General features: G+C 69.7%; 15 protein-coding genes and 1 tRNA gene. 13 read left to right on the top strand and 3 right to left on the bottom strand.

The window, feature by feature from the left end:
- Positions 1–54: 54 nt before the first annotated feature.
- The 7 genes from KXS11_RS02565 (at position 55) to KXS11_RS02595 (ending at position 6658) form a co-directional block, all read left to right on the top strand.
- The gene (locus KXS11_RS02565; protein WP_437383879.1) at positions 55–834 is read left to right on the top strand and encodes a septum formation initiator family protein; all 780 of its coding nucleotides are present in this window, start codon (positions 55–57) and stop codon (positions 832–834) included.
- A 38-nt stretch (positions 835–872) separates the two neighbouring features.
- On the top strand, positions 873–1394 hold the full coding sequence (locus KXS11_RS02570; RefSeq protein WP_437383880.1) for a DUF501 domain-containing protein: 522 nt from the start codon (positions 873–875) through the stop codon (positions 1392–1394).
- 38 nt (positions 1395–1432) lie between these two features.
- Entirely contained in the window at positions 1433–2725 is a 1293-nt protein-coding gene (locus KXS11_RS02575; RefSeq protein WP_437383881.1) for a S8 family serine peptidase, read from the top strand.
- A gap of 66 nt (positions 2726–2791) precedes the next feature.
- A complete protein-coding gene (locus KXS11_RS02580) occupies positions 2792–4279 on the top strand; it encodes an NAD(P)/FAD-dependent oxidoreductase (protein WP_437383882.1) in 1488 nt (495 codons plus the stop codon).
- A 98-nt stretch (positions 4280–4377) separates the two neighbouring features.
- Positions 4378–4454: transfer RNA gene (locus KXS11_RS02585), tRNA-Leu, on the top strand.
- 200 nt (positions 4455–4654) lie between these two features.
- Positions 4655–5890 (top strand): hypothetical protein, encoded by a 1236-nt coding sequence (locus KXS11_RS02590; RefSeq protein WP_437383883.1) that lies wholly within the window; start codon positions 4655–4657, stop codon positions 5888–5890.
- A gap of 456 nt (positions 5891–6346) precedes the next feature.
- Positions 6347–6658, top strand: coding sequence for a rhodanese-like domain-containing protein (locus tag KXS11_RS02595; RefSeq protein WP_437383884.1), 312 nt, complete (start codon positions 6347–6349; stop codon positions 6656–6658).
- 34 nt (positions 6659–6692) lie between these two features.
- Here KXS11_RS02595 and KXS11_RS02600 read toward each other — a convergent pair whose 3' ends face one another.
- A complete protein-coding gene (locus tag KXS11_RS02600; protein ID WP_437383885.1) occupies positions 6693–8861 on the bottom strand; it encodes a hypothetical protein in 2169 nt (722 codons plus the stop codon).
- 220 nt (positions 8862–9081) lie between these two features.
- Here KXS11_RS02600 and KXS11_RS02605 point away from each other — a divergent pair, with 220 nt between their 5' ends.
- From KXS11_RS02605 to KXS11_RS02620, 4 genes are read left to right on the top strand one after another with little or no spacing between them, the layout of a single operon-like run.
- On the top strand, positions 9082–9720 hold the full coding sequence (locus tag KXS11_RS02605; protein WP_437383886.1) for a TetR/AcrR family transcriptional regulator: 639 nt from the start codon (positions 9082–9084) through the stop codon (positions 9718–9720).
- Positions 9717–10970: an MFS transporter gene (locus KXS11_RS02610; protein WP_437383887.1), complete on the top strand. Its 1254-nt coding sequence runs from the start codon at positions 9717–9719 to the stop codon at positions 10968–10970. The genes KXS11_RS02605 and KXS11_RS02610 overlap by 4 nt, the downstream gene beginning before the upstream one ends.
- Positions 10970–12214: an alanine racemase gene (locus tag KXS11_RS02615; RefSeq protein WP_437383888.1), complete on the top strand. Its 1245-nt coding sequence runs from the start codon at positions 10970–10972 to the stop codon at positions 12212–12214. Before KXS11_RS02610 ends, KXS11_RS02615 begins: the two co-directional genes overlap by 1 nt.
- A complete protein-coding gene (locus KXS11_RS02620; protein WP_437383889.1) occupies positions 12214–13524 on the top strand; it encodes a D-arabinono-1,4-lactone oxidase in 1311 nt (436 codons plus the stop codon). The genes KXS11_RS02615 and KXS11_RS02620 overlap by 1 nt, the downstream gene beginning before the upstream one ends.
- Here KXS11_RS02620 and KXS11_RS02625 read toward each other — a convergent pair.
- Positions 13497–13826, bottom strand: a complete 330-nt coding sequence (locus tag KXS11_RS02625) for an ATP-binding cassette domain-containing protein (RefSeq protein WP_437383890.1) — start codon at positions 13824–13826, stop codon at positions 13497–13499. The genes KXS11_RS02620 and KXS11_RS02625 overlap by 28 nt on opposite strands.
- A gap of 162 nt (positions 13827–13988) precedes the next feature.
- On the opposite strand from KXS11_RS02625, the gene KXS11_RS02630 reads away from it, so the two are divergent.
- Both KXS11_RS02630 and KXS11_RS02635 read left to right on the top strand, forming a co-directional pair.
- On the top strand, positions 13989–14555 hold the full coding sequence (locus KXS11_RS02630; RefSeq protein ID WP_437383891.1) for a LemA family protein: 567 nt from the start codon (positions 13989–13991) through the stop codon (positions 14553–14555).
- Positions 14556–14574: 19 nt separating this feature from the next.
- Positions 14575–15459, top strand: coding sequence for a M48 family metallopeptidase (locus KXS11_RS02635; RefSeq protein WP_437383892.1), 885 nt, complete (start codon positions 14575–14577; stop codon positions 15457–15459).
- Between the two features lie 127 nt (positions 15460–15586).
- Here the strand turns inward: KXS11_RS02635 and KXS11_RS02640 are convergent, their stop codons facing one another.
- A complete protein-coding gene (locus KXS11_RS02640) occupies positions 15587–17143 on the bottom strand; it encodes a hypothetical protein (protein WP_437383893.1) in 1557 nt (518 codons plus the stop codon).
- Between the last annotated feature and the right edge of the window lie 17 nt (positions 17144–17160).

Here is a 17160-nt window from a genome sequence, read left to right on the forward strand (position 1 = left end):
TCAGGGGTGCCGATCGGCATTCCTGAGAGCGTTCGTCGTGTGCGGGAGGCGCCTGTGAAGAAGCCAACGATGCCGGCCGCCGGCGAGCCGAAGCGTGCTCCCTCGGAAGCTGCGCCCGCGCAGTCTGCATCGAAACGTCCGTCGTCGGCGAAGTCCTCCGCGAAGCCCGTGGCGAAGCGCACCTCGGGTGCAGCCGGGCGGCAGGCCCCCGGGAAGACCCCGTCGAAGCCGTCCTCGGGCGGTGGCCAGAAGTCGTCGCGCCAGTCGAAGGCCTCGCGAGCGGCCACCGGATCGACGACGAGCACCAGGACCGGCTCGTCCCGCACCGCACCCGTGCGAACCGGCGACGCGGGAGCCGGCGGATGGCTGCGGAGTCTCCGCCTCTCCGGGTTCAGCGTGCTGCTGCTCGGCATCCTCATCCTCGGGGTGGTCGTGCTGGCACCGAACCTCAAGACCTTCCTCGAACAGCGGCAGCAGATCGCCGCCCTCGAGGCCGGGGTCGCCGACACCCAGGCCAAGGTCGACGCCCAGACCGCTGAGCGCGAGCGGTGGAACGATCAGAGCTACGTCATGACGCAGGCGAGGGATCGCCTCTTCTACGCGCTGCCCGGTGAGGTCAGCTACATCATCATCAACGACATCGACCCCGCGTCGTTGCCGGCGAGCGATGCGCCGGTGAGCGACACGCTCGTCGACTCGCAGACGGACTGGCTCGACGGACTGCTCTCCTCGCTCGTCGCGACCGGGTATTCTCCGGCTCCCGTGCAATCCGAGACCCCTGCGCCGGCCGAGACGCCTCCCGCGACCCAGGCACCGGCGCCCGCCGAGGGCTGACGTCGAGCGGGGTCGGTGATCCCGGCGATAATGGATTCATGACCACCCCACCCTTCGGCCCCGTCTCCGAACGCGACGTCGAGATCGTGTCCGCGCAGCTCGGGCGACCGGCTCGTGACGTCGTCGGCATCGCTGCGCGCTGCGTCTGCGGTGCCCCGACGGTCGTCTCGACCGCTCCGCGCCTCGCCGACGGAACGCCGTTCCCCACCTTCTACTACCTCACCCACCCGGCAGCGACCGCTTCGGTGTCATCGCTGGAGGCGACGCTCGTCATGAACGAGTACACCGCGCTGCTCGCCGAGGACGAGGCCGTCCGAGACGCGTACGCCGCCGCTCACCGGGCGTACCTCGCCGACCGCACCTCCATCGCCGAGGTCGCCGAGATCGACGGCATCTCCGCCGGCGGCATGCCCGTCCGCGTCAAGTGCCTCCACGCCCTCGTCGGACACGCCCTCGCGGCGGGTCCCGGCGTCAACCCGATCGGTGATCTCGCGCTCGAGCGCGCCAGCTGGAGCCCGGAGGTCTGCGCATGCGCCGACGATCAGGTGGGCCAGGGATAACGCCCGCACGCGACGGGGGTCGCACGCGGGGGAGTGCAGTGGGCGGCCGAGGGCGTCGTGCCGGTCGTGCCTGGAGATCCGGTGCGCTCGCGAGCCTGCTCGCGCTGCTCCTCCTCGGCGCGCAGGCGATGCCGGCGCACGCCGACACGGTGCGCGACATGCAGTACTGGCTCGGTGACTACGGGTTCACGACCGCGTGGGAGACCACGAGGGGCGCCGGTGTCACGGTGGCCGTCATCGACACGGGCATCGCCGACGGCCCGGCTGAGTTGAACGGCGCGGTCGCCGGCGGCGTCGACGTCTCCGGACTCGGTTCCCCGGACGGACGGACGCCCGTCGGATCGGAGGGCAGTGAGCACGGCACGCTCGTCGCGTCGATGATCGCGGGTCGAGGGAAGACCGGCGGTGCCGGCGTCATCGGCGTGGCCCCGGAGGCACGACTCCTGTCGGTGTCGGTCGGCTTCGGGTCCGACGGTTCCGCCATCGTGCCCTGGGACGACCAGATCGCGACCGCGGTGCGGTGGGCGGTCGACAACGGTGCGGACGTCATCAACATGTCCCTCACCCGGAACAGTCTCGACTGGCCGGAGAGCTGGGACGACGCGTTCCTGTACGCCTTCTCGCACGACGTGGTCGTGGTCGCTGCGGCTGGGAACCGCGGGAGTGGCACCGTGGAGGTCGGTGCGCCGGCCACGATTCCCGGTGTGCTGACGGTCGCGGGTGTCGACCGGGCGGGGTCGGCGAGCTTCGACGCGTCGAGCCAGGGCATCACGATCGCCGTCGCGGCACCGAGCGAGCAGCTCGTGGGCGTGACGCCCGCCGGCTCCTATGTGCAGTGGCAGGGGACGAGCGGTGCGGCACCGATCGTGTCCGGTCTCGTGGCCCTCGTGCGTTCGGCGTGGCCCGAGCTGAGCGCTGCGGACGTGATGCAGCGCGTGACGGCGACCGCGAAGCAGGTGGGCGACTCGGCGCAGAGTCCGATCTACGGTGCCGGACTGATCGATGCCGCGAAGGCCGTGACGGGTTCGGTGGGGCCGGCGTCGACCACGCCGGAGCAACAGCTGTCGGACTGGATCACGCTCTATCGTCGGGCCGAGCAGGTGCCCGATCCGGATGCCGGTGCCGCCCAACCTCCGGCGACGCGATCGCCGCTGCCGCCGACGATTCCGCAGGGCGAGTCGATCGAGGTGCGGGCGAATCCCTTCCTCCCCACGCCTGCCACCCTGCTCTACGGGTCATTGCCGCTCGCGCTCCTGCTCGGAACTGGTAGCCTGGTTGTGCTCGGTGTCATAGGCGCTACCAGGCATTTCAAGCGGGTACTGCAGGAGTAGTACTCTGTTCCGATATTCTCAGATGCTCATCTGAACCAATCGTCTTGACGTAGGAGATCGTTCGCCGTGCCCAAAATTCTGATCGTCGGTGGTGGTTACGCCGGGTTCTACACCGCATGGAAGCTCGAGAAGCAGCTTCGTCGTGGTGAGGCCGAAGTCACCATGGTCGACCCGCTGCCGTACATGACCTACCAGCCCTTCCTCCCCGAGGTGGCCGCAGGCTCCATCGAGCCGCGTCACGCCGTCGTCGCGCCGCGCCGTCACCTGAAGTCCACCAACGTCATCACGGCGAAGGTCACTGGCATCAACCACGCCGAGAAGAAGGCCACGCTCACCCCCGAGGTCGGTGAGCCCTGGGAGGTCGACTACGACATCATCGTCGTCACCGCCGGCGCTGTCTCGCGCACCTTCCCGATCCCCGGCGTCGCCGACAACGCGATCGGTCTGAAGACGATCGAGGAGGCCGTCGCCATCCGCGACCGCGTGCTCACCAACTTCGACAAGGCCGCCAACCTGCCCGCTGGCCCCGAGCGCGACCGCCTCCTCACCTTCACCGTGGTCGGTGGCGGCTTCGCCGGTATCGAGGTCTTCGCCGAGCTCCGCTCCTTCGCGAGCTCGCTGCTGAAGAGCTACCCGCAGCTGTCCTTCGAGGACACGCACTTCCACCTGATCGAGGCCATGGGGCGCATCATGCCCGAGGTCAAGATCGAGACCAGCCACTGGGTGCTCAAGAACCTCGCCGAGCGTGGTGCGAACGTGCACCTCGACACGCAGCTGCAGTCGGCTGTCGACGGCAAGATCGAGCTCTCCACGGGTGAGTCCTTCGAGTCCGACCTCATCGTCTGGACCGCCGGTGTCATGGCCAACCCGGGCGTCGTCCGTGGCGGCGACCTCCCCGTCGAGGAGCGCGGTCGCATCAAGACCCGCGCAGACCTCCGCGTCGGTACCGAGGATGAGATCGTCGAGGGCGCTTGGGCGGCCGGCGACGTCTCCGCCGTCCCCGACCTCACCGGTGGTGGCGTCGGCGGCTTCTGCGTGCCGAACGCGCAGCACGCCGTGCGTCAGGGCAAGCTCCTCGCGAAGAACATCACCGCGGTCATCCGTGGCGAGAAGCCGAAGGACTACTTCCACAAGAACGCTGGAGCGGTCGCCGGTCTCGGCATCGGCGTCGGCGTCTTCCAGTCCGGCAACATCGCGATCAAGGGCCTCCCGGCCTGGATCGCGCACCGTGGCTACCACGGTCTGGCCATGCCGAGCTTCGAGCGCAAGTTCCGCGTGTTCGGCGGCTGGTGGAACAACTTCTGGCTCGGCCGCGACATCGTGTCGCTGGCGGCGACCCAGCACCCGCGTGAGGCCTTCGAGACCTTCGCGTCGCGTCCCAAGCCTCCGGTCGAGGCTGCGGCTCCGGCAGCTGCTCCTGCAGCCGCCGAGAAGCCCGCTCGGAAGGCTCCCGTGAAGCGCAAGCCGAAGGCAGCTCCCGCCGACGCACCCACCGGTGCCGAGCCCGAGCAGGCCGTCGCGACTCCCGCCGAGGAAGTCGGCGCCACCAAGTAGTCCCGCTGGAGCCACAGGCTCTGGTCTCGAGAGGCGCATGCCCGGTTCGCCGGTCGTGCGCCTCTCGTCGTTCCGCCCCTCGATACGATGAGGTGCACGCCCCCGTAGCCCAACTGGCAGAGGCAGGCGACTTAAAATCGCCGCAGTGTGGGTTCGAACCCCACCGGGGGTACCAGGATCCCGTCGCGATTCGTGCGTGCCGTGCCTGGGTGGTCATGGCCCCGAACGCCGCGGCTCGGCCGTGGCTGTCGGTAGGCTCGATCGGGGATTCGAACGGGGGACAGGTCGATGGGGCGACGGGGGAGGCGGCCGCACGAGCGCGCGCGGCAGACGCATGAGGAGTTGCCGCCGACTCCTCGGCTGGTGATGGTCGACGTGGCTCGGACGACCGTGGTCGCGGCGCTGCTCGGTTGCGCTGCCGCGATCATGCTCGACACGCTCGGGATGATCGTCGCCGGTGCAGCCCTCGGGGACGCGGCCGCGGATTCGGGCAGGTTGGGTCGAGGCATCCTCGCGGTTGCAGCGATCGGCACGGTCGTCCTCGCGCTCGTGGCGGGCGTGCTGTCGACGGCCGCGCGGTTCGCACTCGCGGACCTGTACTCGCGGGTCGAGTCGAGGGATCGCCGGCTCGCGGACACCCTGCTCGTGCGCGGTCAGGTGACCGTCTCGCCGAGCGGGCCCGCGATGGCGAGTTTCGTCGGGCTCGGCGGACTCGCCCTCCTCGCCGCGATCCCGTGCATCGTGCTCGCCGCAGAGCACGCGGGGCGACTCTCCGACGAGCTCCACCGGGGCGAGTTCGTCCTCTGGATGCTCTGGAGCGGCGGTTGTGTCGCCGTCGCCCTCCTCGCCGCAGCGACCGTCTGGTGGCTCAGCGCGGTGGATCGGCGCTGGCGGACCAGCGGCTCCGAACGCCTCCCGGATGGCACCGTCGGCCATGCCGGACCGGCCGTGCGACGCACCTCGCGGGCAGGACGGCGCCGCGCCCGTCGCACGTGGGGAACGCTTGAGCGAACCCAGTGGATCGCCGGTCTCCTCGTCATCGTCGGTGCGGGACTGGTGTTCCTCGGCGTCTTCCTGCATCAACCGGGTCTGTATGCGGAGCCCGTCCGGTTCCGGTCAGACGTCGAAGCCGTGATCGGGACGGGCACCGTGATCGGGGGCGTCGTGCTGGCGCTCGGCGTCGCCGCAGCGATCTTCACGGGTTCCGTCTCAAGCCTGCAGACGATCCGAGCGCTCCGTCGATCGAGCGTCGACCCGAGCAGCGTGACCGCCGACGATCGGCGCCGGGTTCGTGCGGTGACGACCTCCCTCTCCTCGTCGGTGACCACCGCACAGGCCCTCTGGACCGCCGTCGCGGTCGTCGCCGGTGGCTGGTGGTTCGCCGCTCGCGTCGACACGCCTGTGGACGCCGGCACGACCATCGCCGAGCCCATCGCCGATGTCGGTGGTGCGCTGCTGGTGATCGCCTGGCTGCTGGGCGGCGCGGTCCTCGTCGGCGTCCGCGCGCTGCTGCTGGCGAACGGGTCGGAGCTCCGCAACCGTTTCGGGTACGCGGTCCCGAGCGAGGCCGACGACCGGGAGTTCCCGGATCTGCCGCTCTTCGGCCAATGACGGCGTCGTGGGCCGAGTGCAGTGACCGGGGCCGCGATCCTGGGGAACGACAGGCTCGACGGGCCAGCCCGAATTCGCCGACGGCGACCGTGTTCCAGCACTGATCAGGGGTTCCTGGAGAAGACGCTGCGGGATTGCGAGGACCCCCGTTCGTGCGCCGGTTGTGTGCGTCGACATCGTTGTCGCCGAACGAATGTGCGCTGTCCCCCGAACGGGGTGCAAGAAAACGGACCCGACTGCCGCGACACGACGGCGACGCGTCACGCAAGCCGTCAGGAGTCCGCTACCTTCGAGTGGGGGCGTCACCCGTGAGCCGGTCCCGAAAGCCGCAAGCTTTCAGGTCGACCGGTTGCTAGACGCCCCAAGTGAGGGCGAGGTATTCGGGTTACCTCGCCCTCACGCCTGCCTGCTGCCCGTCGGGAGCGTGGGGGCCATGAGCGCGGGTAGGCTGCAGGCATGCAGGAGATCACGCCAACCGAATTGAGCACCCTCGAACAGGCCGTCATCATCGACGTCCGTGAAGCCGACGAAGTCGCCGTCATGAGCGTGCCGGGTGCGCTCCACCTGCCGATGTCCTCGTTCCTCGATCACCTCGAAGACGTGCCGCGTGAGGAGACCGTCTACGTGCTCTGCCACTCCGGCGGTCGCAGCGCCCGCGTGACGGGCTACCTCGAGCAGCAGGGCTACGACGCGGTGAACGTGACGGGTGGCATCCTCGCATGGTCGGCGAGCGGACTTCCCGTCCAGCGCGCCACTGACGCCGGCTGAGCCCGAGGGCGGATCCGCTGTTCTGAATGGTGCTTCAGCGGGCGTCGAGCATTGGGCGGATGTGACGCCGCCACGCCCAGGCCCCCCATGCGACCGCGGCGAACGCGAGCGCGGCCATCAGGAGCCCGAGCAGGGTGTCCGCAGCGCCGGGCGCGGTCGCCGTCGGACCGAGGAGTCCGAAGAGGAGCGTGAAGACGACGAGCGAGGACACGAGCCACGCCGGTTTCGACCAGTCCAGCACGGCTCGTCCCCCGAGACCGCCCAGCGGGAGCAGGGCGATCGCTGCCGAGCCGATGCCGGCGATCGCTGTGAGGTTCACGGCTTCGACGAGGAGCGTGCCGAATCCACCGCTGGGCTCACCGGCGAGGGCCGACACGAGCCAGGCCGCGCCGCCGAGCAGTGCCGCTGCAGCGATCCGCGCGAGGGCGAGGTGGCCGGCCGGCCGGGCAGGCACGGCACTGGCGGGGTGCGCCTCGTCTGAGGACGGCCGCGCGGGGCGGAGGTCGGCGAGCAGCGCGAAGAGCAATGCTGGTTGCAGGCTGAGGAGCCGGGAGATGGCGGTGACGAGGCCGACGGCCACGAGGCTGCCCGGTTGGACCACGATGCGCATGGCGCCGAGTCGGGTGAGACGGGCGACGACCAGCTGGCCGAGGAGCGCTGCGCCGTTGAGCGCGATGACGGCGATCAGTGAAGCGACCCAGAGTCTCAGGTAGGCCGGCTGTCCGCTGACGGGATGAGCGAAGATGACGATGCCAGCCGCCGTAGCAGCGGTGACCGCCGCGACGGCGGCCTGTCCCGGGAGGTGCAGGACGGGAGCGCGTTCGAACTCGGCACGAGCGCGGTTGCGTCCGGTCAGGGACGTCCGACGTCGTTCGGCGACCCGCGCACGCCAGGGGGCGAGGCTGGTCGCGAGCACCCGTGCCGGGAGCGCGACGAGCGCCACCGCTGCGAGGGCGAGCAGCGCCGCGAGCCACCACACGGGCTGGCCACGGCCGTCGATCGCGGAGGCGAGGGTTTTCGAGAAGGGCGTCGCGCCCGCCCAGGTACCGCCTCCACCCGTGGGAGGTGCGGCACCGGGGGCGGGCTCGCCGCTCGGCGACGGAGACGGCTGTGCGGTCCCCGGCGGCTGCGTGCCCGGCACGACGGGTGGTGCCGCGCCGCTCGACGGGGCGGGGGAGCTGCTCGGTGTGGGAGTCGGTGTGCCCGGCGCAGTGGAAGCATCGCCGAACGCCAGGGTCAGGGGAGTGCTCGCGCCGCTCGTGTTACCGGCCGCGTCCTGCTGGATGGCGAGGACCACATGGGTCCCCGCAGGAACTCCGGCGCCCGAGCAGGCCCACGCACCACCGGCGACCACCGTGCTGCACACCGAGGCGGAGTCGGCGAACACGGTGACGGTCGCGCCGTCCTCGCCGGTGCCTGCGTAGCCTGTCCCTCCGAGCGGAATCGCCTGGCCCGCGACGGGTGTCGTCATGACGGGGGCCGCGGGCGCCTCCCGGTCGATGGTGAGCGCCACGGGTGCGGACGCGTCTGAGGACTGGTCGCCGCTGAAGCCGGACTGTTGCGTCGCCGTCACGCGGAGCTCCCCTGAGGGCAGCGGTTCGCCCAGCACGCAGAACCAGCTGCCCGAACTGTCGGCGGCGAAGGTGCAGCTCGCGCCGGAGTCGGCCCGGACGGTGACGGTCGCGCCGGGGTAGGCCGTCCCGCGGACGCCTCCGTTGCTGGGTGCGCCAGTCGTGACGGTGGGCGGGCCCAGGGCCGACACGGAGATCTGCGCGGTCAGGGTTTGTGCGCCGGCGACTTCGACCGCGGTGACGGCCTGCCCGCCGCCGTCCGGGAGTTCGATGTCGCAACTCCACGCGGTGCCCTCGTCCGACGGCAGGATGCAGACCGGTTCGAGCGCAGCACCGAGCTTCAGCTGGATTCCCGTCCCAGCGTCCTTCGTGCCGCTCACCCTCGTGCCGCCGCTGCCGATGAACGACCCGGACGCAGGACTCGTGATCGTGGGGCCGTCGAGTGGTGGCAGTGTGGGGCTCGCGGCGCTCTCGCTGGGAGCCGGGAGCGGCTCGGGTTCTGCTGCGGCCGGCCCGCTGAACGAGAGCGCCCACAGCACGCCCACGACGAGCGCGGTCGTGGAGAGCGCGACGCGTCCGATCGAACGATTCGATCGGACTGATTGTCCTGCGCCTGTGTGGTCCCCGGTCACCGTGTATCCATTCCCCCAAGTTCCACCGGGGAAGTCAACCTCCCGCGCCACATCTGGAAGGATTCTCGGCTGATCCGGACGGAAAAAGCTGGTCTGCGGAAAATCACCTGGTGCGCTCCGGTGCTCGATCCGCCATACTGACCCGACTGGGTCATCTGTCCCAGTCGGGTCGTCCGCGAAGATGCGACGGCACCCGTGGACGCTCCTGGAGAGGGATGCGATGGCGAGGATCTCAGCGGTCGACCGACGAGCCGACCTGATCAGTGCCGCGTTGCGGGTCGTCGCCGCGAACGGCGTCGCAGCAGCCACCACCCGAGCCATCGTCGCCGAGGCAGGGATGTCGCTCGCGAGCTTCCACTACGCCTTCTCCTCGCGCGACGAGCTGCTGGCTGAGCTCGTCGCCCACGTCGTCGAGCAGGAGCGCGTGGTCCTCGACGTCGGTGACCTGGTCGGAGCCGCCACCGATCGGGCATCCGACGAGGTCGCCCCGCTCGAGCTGCGCGCGGTCGTCCAAGCCGGCCTCGAGCGCTACTTCGAGCTGCTGCGGGCGGATCCCGGACGCGAGGCTGCGATGCAGGAACTCAGCTACTACGCCATGCGGACGCCCGGGCTCGAACACGTCGCGGGCGAGCAGTACCGCCGGTACGCCGAACTCGCGGGGGAGGCGCTCACCCTCGCCGCCGAGGTCAGCGGTACCCGCTGGGTGCGCCCCCTCGAAGAACTGTCACGCATCGTCATCGCGTTCACCGATGGTCTGACGGTCGCGTGGCTCGTCCGGCGCGACGACCGGGAGGCGCTGCAGCTCATCGCCTCGGTCGCCTCTCTCATCGCATCGCTGGCCGAGCCGAGGCGAGGATGAGCGGGCCGACGCTTGCGACGTCACCCAGCGCGGACCGCCGCGTCACCGGACGCTGGATCGCCGCCTTCGCCGTCGCCTGGCTCGGGGTCTGGATGGCGCAGCTCGCGCCACTGCAGTTGCTGCTCCCCGCCCAGATCGACGCGCAACTCGCGCCGGAGCACTGGGTCGACAGCGTCGTGGCGTTCGGGATCGTCGCCGGCGCGGCCGGGCTCTGCTCGATCGTCGCGTACCCGCTGACCGGTGCCCTGTCCGACCGCACACGTTCCCGGTTCGGGCGGCGTCGACCCTGGATCGCCGGCGGGGCCCTGCTCTTCGCCGTCGGGCTCGTGCTGCTCGGACTGCAGACCGGCATCGTCGGCATCGGTGTCTGCTGGTGCCTCGCGATCATCGGCTTCTGCATCCTCGGCGCAGCGCTGACCGCGACGATCTCCGACCAGGTGCCCGTCGCCCAACGCGGGTACGTCTCCGGCTGGATCTCAGCGCCGCAGGCGGTCGGCGTCATCCTCGGCATCGCCCTGCTCCTGCTGCTCGGCACACAGATGGTGGCCGGCTACCTCGCGCTCGCCGTGCTGCTCCTCGTGCTCGTGATCCCGTTCCTCCGCCTGCCCGATCCGCTGCCGGCAGGACCACGCCTCGAGCGGATCACCGCTCGTGCACTGGTCGAGAGTCTCTGGATCTCGCCGAGGAGACACCCGGACTTCGGATGGACCATGCTGAGCCGCGTCCTCGTGAACCTCGGCAACGCCTTCAGCACCTCGCTCCTGTTCTACTTCCTCCTCTTCGGGCTCGGCGACGCCGACGCGGAGACGGACCTCCTCCTGTTCACGATCGTGTACACGGTCTTCGTCGTCCTCGCCTCCCTCGTGCTCGGCAGACTGTCCGACCGGCTCGGTCGCAGGCGCATCTTCGTCGTGGCGGCGTCGGCCTCGCAGGCGCTCGCCGCCCTGCTCCTCGCGATCTGGCCGTCGCTGCCGATGGGGTTCGTGGCGGCGGCGCTCATCGGCCTCGGCTACGGCTGCTTCATGTCCGTCGACCAGGCGCTCGCGACCCAGGTCCTTCCAGACCCGGCATCGCACGGGAAGGACCTCGGCATCATGAACATCGCGCAGGCGGTGCCGCAAGCGGTCGCTCCGCTCATCGGCGCCCTCCTCGTCGCGTGGCTCGGCGGTTTCGCCGGGCTGTACCTCGTCTCGGCGGCCTGCGCGGTGGCCGGGGCGATCGCCGTCACCCGAGTACGAGGAGTGCGCTGATGACCATCGACCTGAACGCGGGTGGACGCGTGTCGGACCCGACCCCCTGGCTGGACCCACGCCGGTACTGGGGCGGCATCTCCCGGGCGGTCGCCGATGTCGACTCCCCGGTCGCGGTGCTGCACCTCGGCGCGCTGCGGTCGAACACGCATGACATGCTGCGCCGCGCTGCGGGCAAGCCGATCCGGGTGGCGAGCAAGTCGATCCGCGTGCGCGGGGTCATCGACGCGCTGCTGCGCCAGCCGGGCTATGCCGGCGTGCTGGCGTACACGCTCGCCGAGGCGCTCTGGCTGGCGGAGTCGATCGACGACGTCGTCGTCGGTTACCCGACGGCCGAACGCGGGGCGATCGCGCGACTCGCGGTCGACGAGCACGCCGCCCGGCGTGTCACCTTCATGATCGACTCGCTCGACCACCTCGACCTCGTCGACGCCGTCGCCGGCCCCGGGCAGCGCGAGGAGATCCGTGTCTGCATCGAGCTCGACGCGTCGTTCCGCGCGCCCGGCCTCGGCCACGTCGGGGTGCGACGCTCACCGCTGCGGACGCCGGACGAGGTGCGCGCCCTGGCGGAGGCGGTCGTGGCGCGGCCGGGATTCCGACTGGTCGGCATCATGGCCTACGAGGCGCAGATCGCCGGGCAGGGGGACGACCTCGCGGGCCGACCGGCGTGGTCGGCGACACTGCGGGCGATCCAGCGGCGTTCCTGGGCCGAGCTGCGCGAGCGACGCGCGGCGGTCGTCGAGGAGGTGCGGTCGGTGTGCGACCTCGAGTTCGTCAACGGGGGCGGAACCGGATCCCTCGAACTCACCGCCTCCGACGAGTCGGTCACCGAGATCGCGGCGGGAAGCGGCGTGTTCGGCGGACATCTCTTCGACCACTACCGCGCGTTCACGCCGGCCCCCGCTGCGGCGTTCGGACTCTCCGTCGTCCGGAAACCGTCGCCGGAGCTCGCGACCATCCTCGGCGGTGGATGGGTCGCGTCCGGTCCGCCGGGTGCCGACCGACTGCCGATGATCGTGTGGCCCGAAGGGCTCGAGATGCTGCCCCGCGAGATGGCGGGCGAAGTGCAGACACCGGTCGCAGGTGAGGAGGCGGCGGCGCTCCGGCTCGGTGACCGTGTCTGGCTGCGGCATACGAAGTCGGGCGAGCTCAGTGAGCGGGTCGGGTCGTTCCGGGTGGTCGACGGCGACCGGGTCGTCGACGAACTCCCCACCTACCGTGGCGAAGGCCAGGGGTTCGTCTGATGCGGGGGACCCGGGAGTGGACCAACTGGGCACGCACAGAACGGGTGCGCCCCGTGCGCGTGGAGCGCCCGGACTCGATCGTCGCTGTGCAACGACTCGTCCGTGCGGCTGCTGGAGCGGGACTACCGATCAAGGCCGTCGGTGCCGGTCACAGCTTCACGGGGATCGCCGTGGCGACCGGCATCCTCCTCGACCTCGACGGGCTGAGCGGACTGGTCACGGTGGACCGTGAACGCCAGCAGGTCACGCTGCTCGCGGGAACCCGTTTGCACCGGCTGCCGGCGTTGCTCGAACCGTTCGGGCTCGCGATGGCGAACCTCGGAGACATCGACCGTCAGACGATCGCCGGTGCGATCTCCACGGGGACGCACGGCACGGGTCTCGGTTTCGGGGGCATCGCGACGCAAGTGGTCGGCGCGACCGTCGTGACAGCGGACGGCTCGCTCCTCACCGCCGATGCCGAGCAGGAGACGGCACTCCTGCCGGCGCTCGCGCTCGGGCTCGGAGCACTCGGAATCCTCGTGGAGGTGACGCTGCAGTGCGTACCCGCGTTCGTCCTGCACGCTGTCGAACGCCCCGAGCCGATCGACGAGCTGCTCCCGAGCCTGCTCGATCGAGCTGCAGCCGTCGACCACTTCGAGTTCTACTGGTTCCCGCACACCGACACGGCGCTCACCAAGACCAACCACCGACTGCCCGGGGACACGGAACTGCGCCCCATCCGCCCGGTGTCGCGCTGGATCGACGACACCCTGCTCGCCAACGGCGTCTATCGGGTGCTCTGCAACGCGGGCTCCGTCGCGCCCGCGATGGTCCCGCGTGTGAACCGGCTGGCCGACAAGCTCGTCGGTGACCGTGAGTTCATCGACCGCTCGACCAGGGTCTTCACCACGAGTCGCACCGTGCGCTTCCGGGAGATGGAGTACGCGGTCCCGCTCGACCGGCTCGTGACCGCCGTCGAGCGGGTTCGCGCGCTCATCGACGAGCGGCAGTGGCGGATCTCGTTCCCGATCGAGGTCCGGGTTGCCGCGGGAGACGACCTCTGGTTGTCGACGGCCAGCGGACGACCGACGGGGTATGTCGCTGTCCACCGCTTCTTCCGCGAGGACCCGGGGGAGTACTTCCGCGGCGTCGAGGCGATCATGTCCGAGCTCGGAGGTCGCCCCCACTGGGGCAAGCTGCACGCCAGGGACGCCAGCTCCCTGCGCGAGGCGTATCCGCACTTCGACGACTTCCTCAGGGTGCGGGACCGTCTCGACCCCGGACGGCTCTTCGGCAACCCCTATCTCGCGCGGGTGCTCGGCGGCTGATCGCGCTTCTGGCGCACCGTGAGGTCGTCGTAGACGCTGGCCGACTGTGTGACGGAGCCGACGCGCCGTCTGAGGGCTGCCGATCCGGCTGGAGCGCCCAGGATCTCGACCGTGCCGGTGACACGTCGCTGGACACCGACGACCGCTCGAAGCAGGGTCGTCTTCCCGCTCCCGCTCGGCCCCAGGAGGCCGACGACGCCACCCTGCGCGATCCGGCAGCTCACCCCGTGGAGCACCTCGGCGGTGCCGCGCCGGACGCGGAGCTCGTGGAGCTCGACGGCCCACCTGGGAACGTTCGTCATGGGGGCATCATTCGCCCGCGTCGACGGGCCGTCAAGGGGGTGTCGTTTGTACCCGCGCTGCACGGGAGCTGCGCGCTTGCTGCGAACTCCCCAAGACCGCAGGGTGGTGCCGGGTAGAATGTGCAGACCCGCTCTTCATCGATCCGCAAGGAGTCCATCCTCATGGAATGGCTGATCCCAGTCCTCATCGTCGTCGCCCTGGTCGTCATCGTAGGCATCTACTTCTGGGTGACGTACAACTCGCTCGTGACGCTCAACGTGCGGGTCGACGAGGCCTGGAGCGACATCACGGTGCAGCTCAAGCGCCGTGCCGACCTCATCCCGAACCTCATCGAGGCGGTGAAGGGCTACGCGGCGCACGAGAAGTCGGTGTTCGAGAACGTCACCAAGGCCCGTGCCGAGACGCTCAGTGCACAGGGCCCGGTGGCCGCGAGCGAGGCGGAGAACCACATGCAGCAGGCGCTGAAGAGCATCTTCGCCGTCGCTGAGGCGTACCCGCAGCTCCAAGCGAGCCAGAACTTCCTCCAGCTCCAGTCGGAGATCGTCGACACCGAGGACAAGATCCAGGCGTCGCGTCGGTTCTACAACGGTGGCGTGCGCGAACTCAACACGAAGATCAAGGTGTTCCCGAACAACCTGTTCGCGAAGGGACTCGGGTTCTCCGAGCGCGACTTCTTCGAGGTCACCGACAACGCGGCGATCGCCGAACCGCCGCGCGTCCAGTTCTGACGGGCGGTAGCGCACTTCCATGTATCGGGCGATCGCCAGGAACAAACGCAACACCGTCCTGATCTTCATCGCCTTCCTGGCGATCATCGGTGGTCTCGGTTGGCTTGCGGGCTACATCTACCAGAACCTCACGATCACCATCGTGGTTGTCGTCGTCGCTGCGGGATACGCGCTGCTCCAGTACTACTTCGCCGGTCGACAGGCCATCGCGATGAGCGGCGCACAGCGGATCGAGAAGGCGGACAACCCTCGCCTGTACCGCATCGTCGAGAACCTCTCGATCACCACCGGTACCCCGATGCCCGAGGTCTACCTCATCAACGATCCCGCTCCCAACGCCTTCGCAACGGGGAGGGACCCTGAGCACGCGATGGTCGCTGCGACCACCGGTCTGCTCGACATCATGAACGACGCAGAACTCGAGGGCGTCATGGCGCATGAGCTCGGGCATGTCCAGAACCACGACATCCGTGTGTCGATGGTGGTCTTCGGGCTCGTCGTCGCGATCGGGTTCCTCTCCGACATGCTGCTGCGCATGACGATCTGGGGCGGCGGCAACCGGAACAACAACAACGGCGGCAACCCGGTCATGCTCGTCATCGGCATCGTCGCCATGCTGGTGGCGCCGCTGCTCGCGACGCTCGTGCAGCTCGCGATCTCACGGCAGCGCGAGTACCTCGCAGATGCCACCGGAGCCCTCACGACGCGCCACCCCGAAGCGTTGGCGAGTGCGCTCGGCAAACTCGCCGCGTACGGTCGGCCGATGGCGAAGCAGAACTCGTCGATGGCGCACCTGTGGATCTCCGACCCGCTGAAGCCCGGCGCCGTCGCTCGTCTCTTCAGCACGCACCCGCCCCTGGTCGAGCGGATCAAGCGCCTCAGCACCATCGGCGACGGCTTCTAAGCCCCAGGCTCCTCGACGGGCCGGGTGGGCCGTGCTTCGATGACCGGCGCGTTCCGTCCGTGAACAGCAGAACGGGGCGGCACCTGCGAAGGCGCCGCCCCGTTCTGCGTGCGAGGAGTGGTTCGTCCTACTCGGTGTCCTGCTCGTCCGAGTCGAAGGTCACGGTGACCTTGTCATCGGCGTCGATCGAGATCGTGCCCGGGAAGTTCAGGTACGTGTCCCAGACCTGCTGGCCGCTGACCGCGCTCCCGTACCAGGACGCGTCGAACGAGCCGTCGATGCGTCCGTCGGAGGTGTAGAAGTAGGTGCCGCCCTCGTCGACCTCGACGGTCGGAGGCGAGGTGAGGGTCCAGGTCACCGGGCCGACACTCGTGAACTGCTCCTGCTGCCAGGTCGGCATGACGCCGCACGTGGTGTCGAGTGTCGTGGCGTCGAGGCACTTCTCGATCATCGCGACGACCTGGGCGGTGACCTCGGTGGTGAGGGCCTCGGTCGCGGTCACGTTGATGTCGATGAACGCCGAACCCTCACCGGCCGTGTACGAGGTGAGCGTCACGGTCTGGCTGTCGCCAGCGAGGTACTTGCTCTCGGGCGGCGCGATCGTGTACACCGCCGGGTAGGCGAACAGGCTCTCGTCGGTCGCGCCGTCGAAGTTGATGCCGTTCACGCTGAACGCGGTGCTCCCGAGGCCGGTGTAGACGTTGATGCTCCCGACGAGTGAGGAATCGAGCTTCCACTGGTCGAAGAACAGGAACTGCTTCCCCTCGCTCTTGAGCGAGACGGAGTCCTCGTAGCGCTTGCCGCCGAGCTCGTAGGTGACCTCGACACGGGCCTCGCCGTTCCGGCTCGACACGCGTCCGACCTGCGGGTTCTTGATGCGCTCGTCGGCGGCCTTCAGGACCTCGTTGGTGAGGAGTGCCTTCGGGTCGACTGCCGCGGGTGCCTCGGCATCGGCGTCTGCGTCGTCAGTCGCGTCGTCTTCTGCGGGGTCGTCGCTGCCGACGATCGACGGGTCCGGTGCGACCAGGCTGTTGGCGAGTTTGGCGTCGCCGGCAGCGATGGCCTTCAGGTAGTCCTGGACCTTCGCCTGCGGGCCGAACGCCGTCGTGTTGAGGACCGACACCGTGATCGCAGCGGCGGCGATGAGCACGAGCGCTCCTCCGGCGATCGAGGACCACAGGATGATCCGCTTCTTCTGCTTCGGGTCCATCGGCTGTTTCGGTGCCGCGGTCGCGTAGGGGTTCTGCGCGGTCGCGTACTGGCCGTTCGGCTGCTGTCCCGTCTGGTACGGGTTCTGCTGGCCGGGCTGCTGGCCCTGCTGCGGCTGACCGTAGGGAGTCGGCGGTGCCTGGTAACCGGCCTGCTGCTGGCCCTGGCCCTGCTGGTACGGGGTTGGCGTCTGCTGCTGGCCCTGGCCCTGCTGGTACGGGGTTGGCGTCTGCTGCTGGCCCTGGCCCTGCTGGTACGGGTTCGGGGTCTGCTGCTGGCCCTGCTGGTACGGGGTCTGCTGCTGGCCCGAGGTCGGGACCTGGGTCTGCGCCCACCCCTGGGCGGGAGCGGTCGGTGCGTTCGGCTGCTGGACGGAGGGCTGCTCGCCGTTCGCGGTCGCTGCCGGATCCGTGGGCGTGGCGTCTGGAGCGGGCTGTTGACCCGGCTGTTCGGGTGTCGTGTCGTCGGTGCTCATGGCTGGATTCCCCTCGT

Source organism: Plantibacter flavus (assembly GCF_051487245.1).
GTDB lineage: Bacteria > Actinomycetota > Actinomycetes > Actinomycetales > Microbacteriaceae > Plantibacter > Plantibacter flavus_B.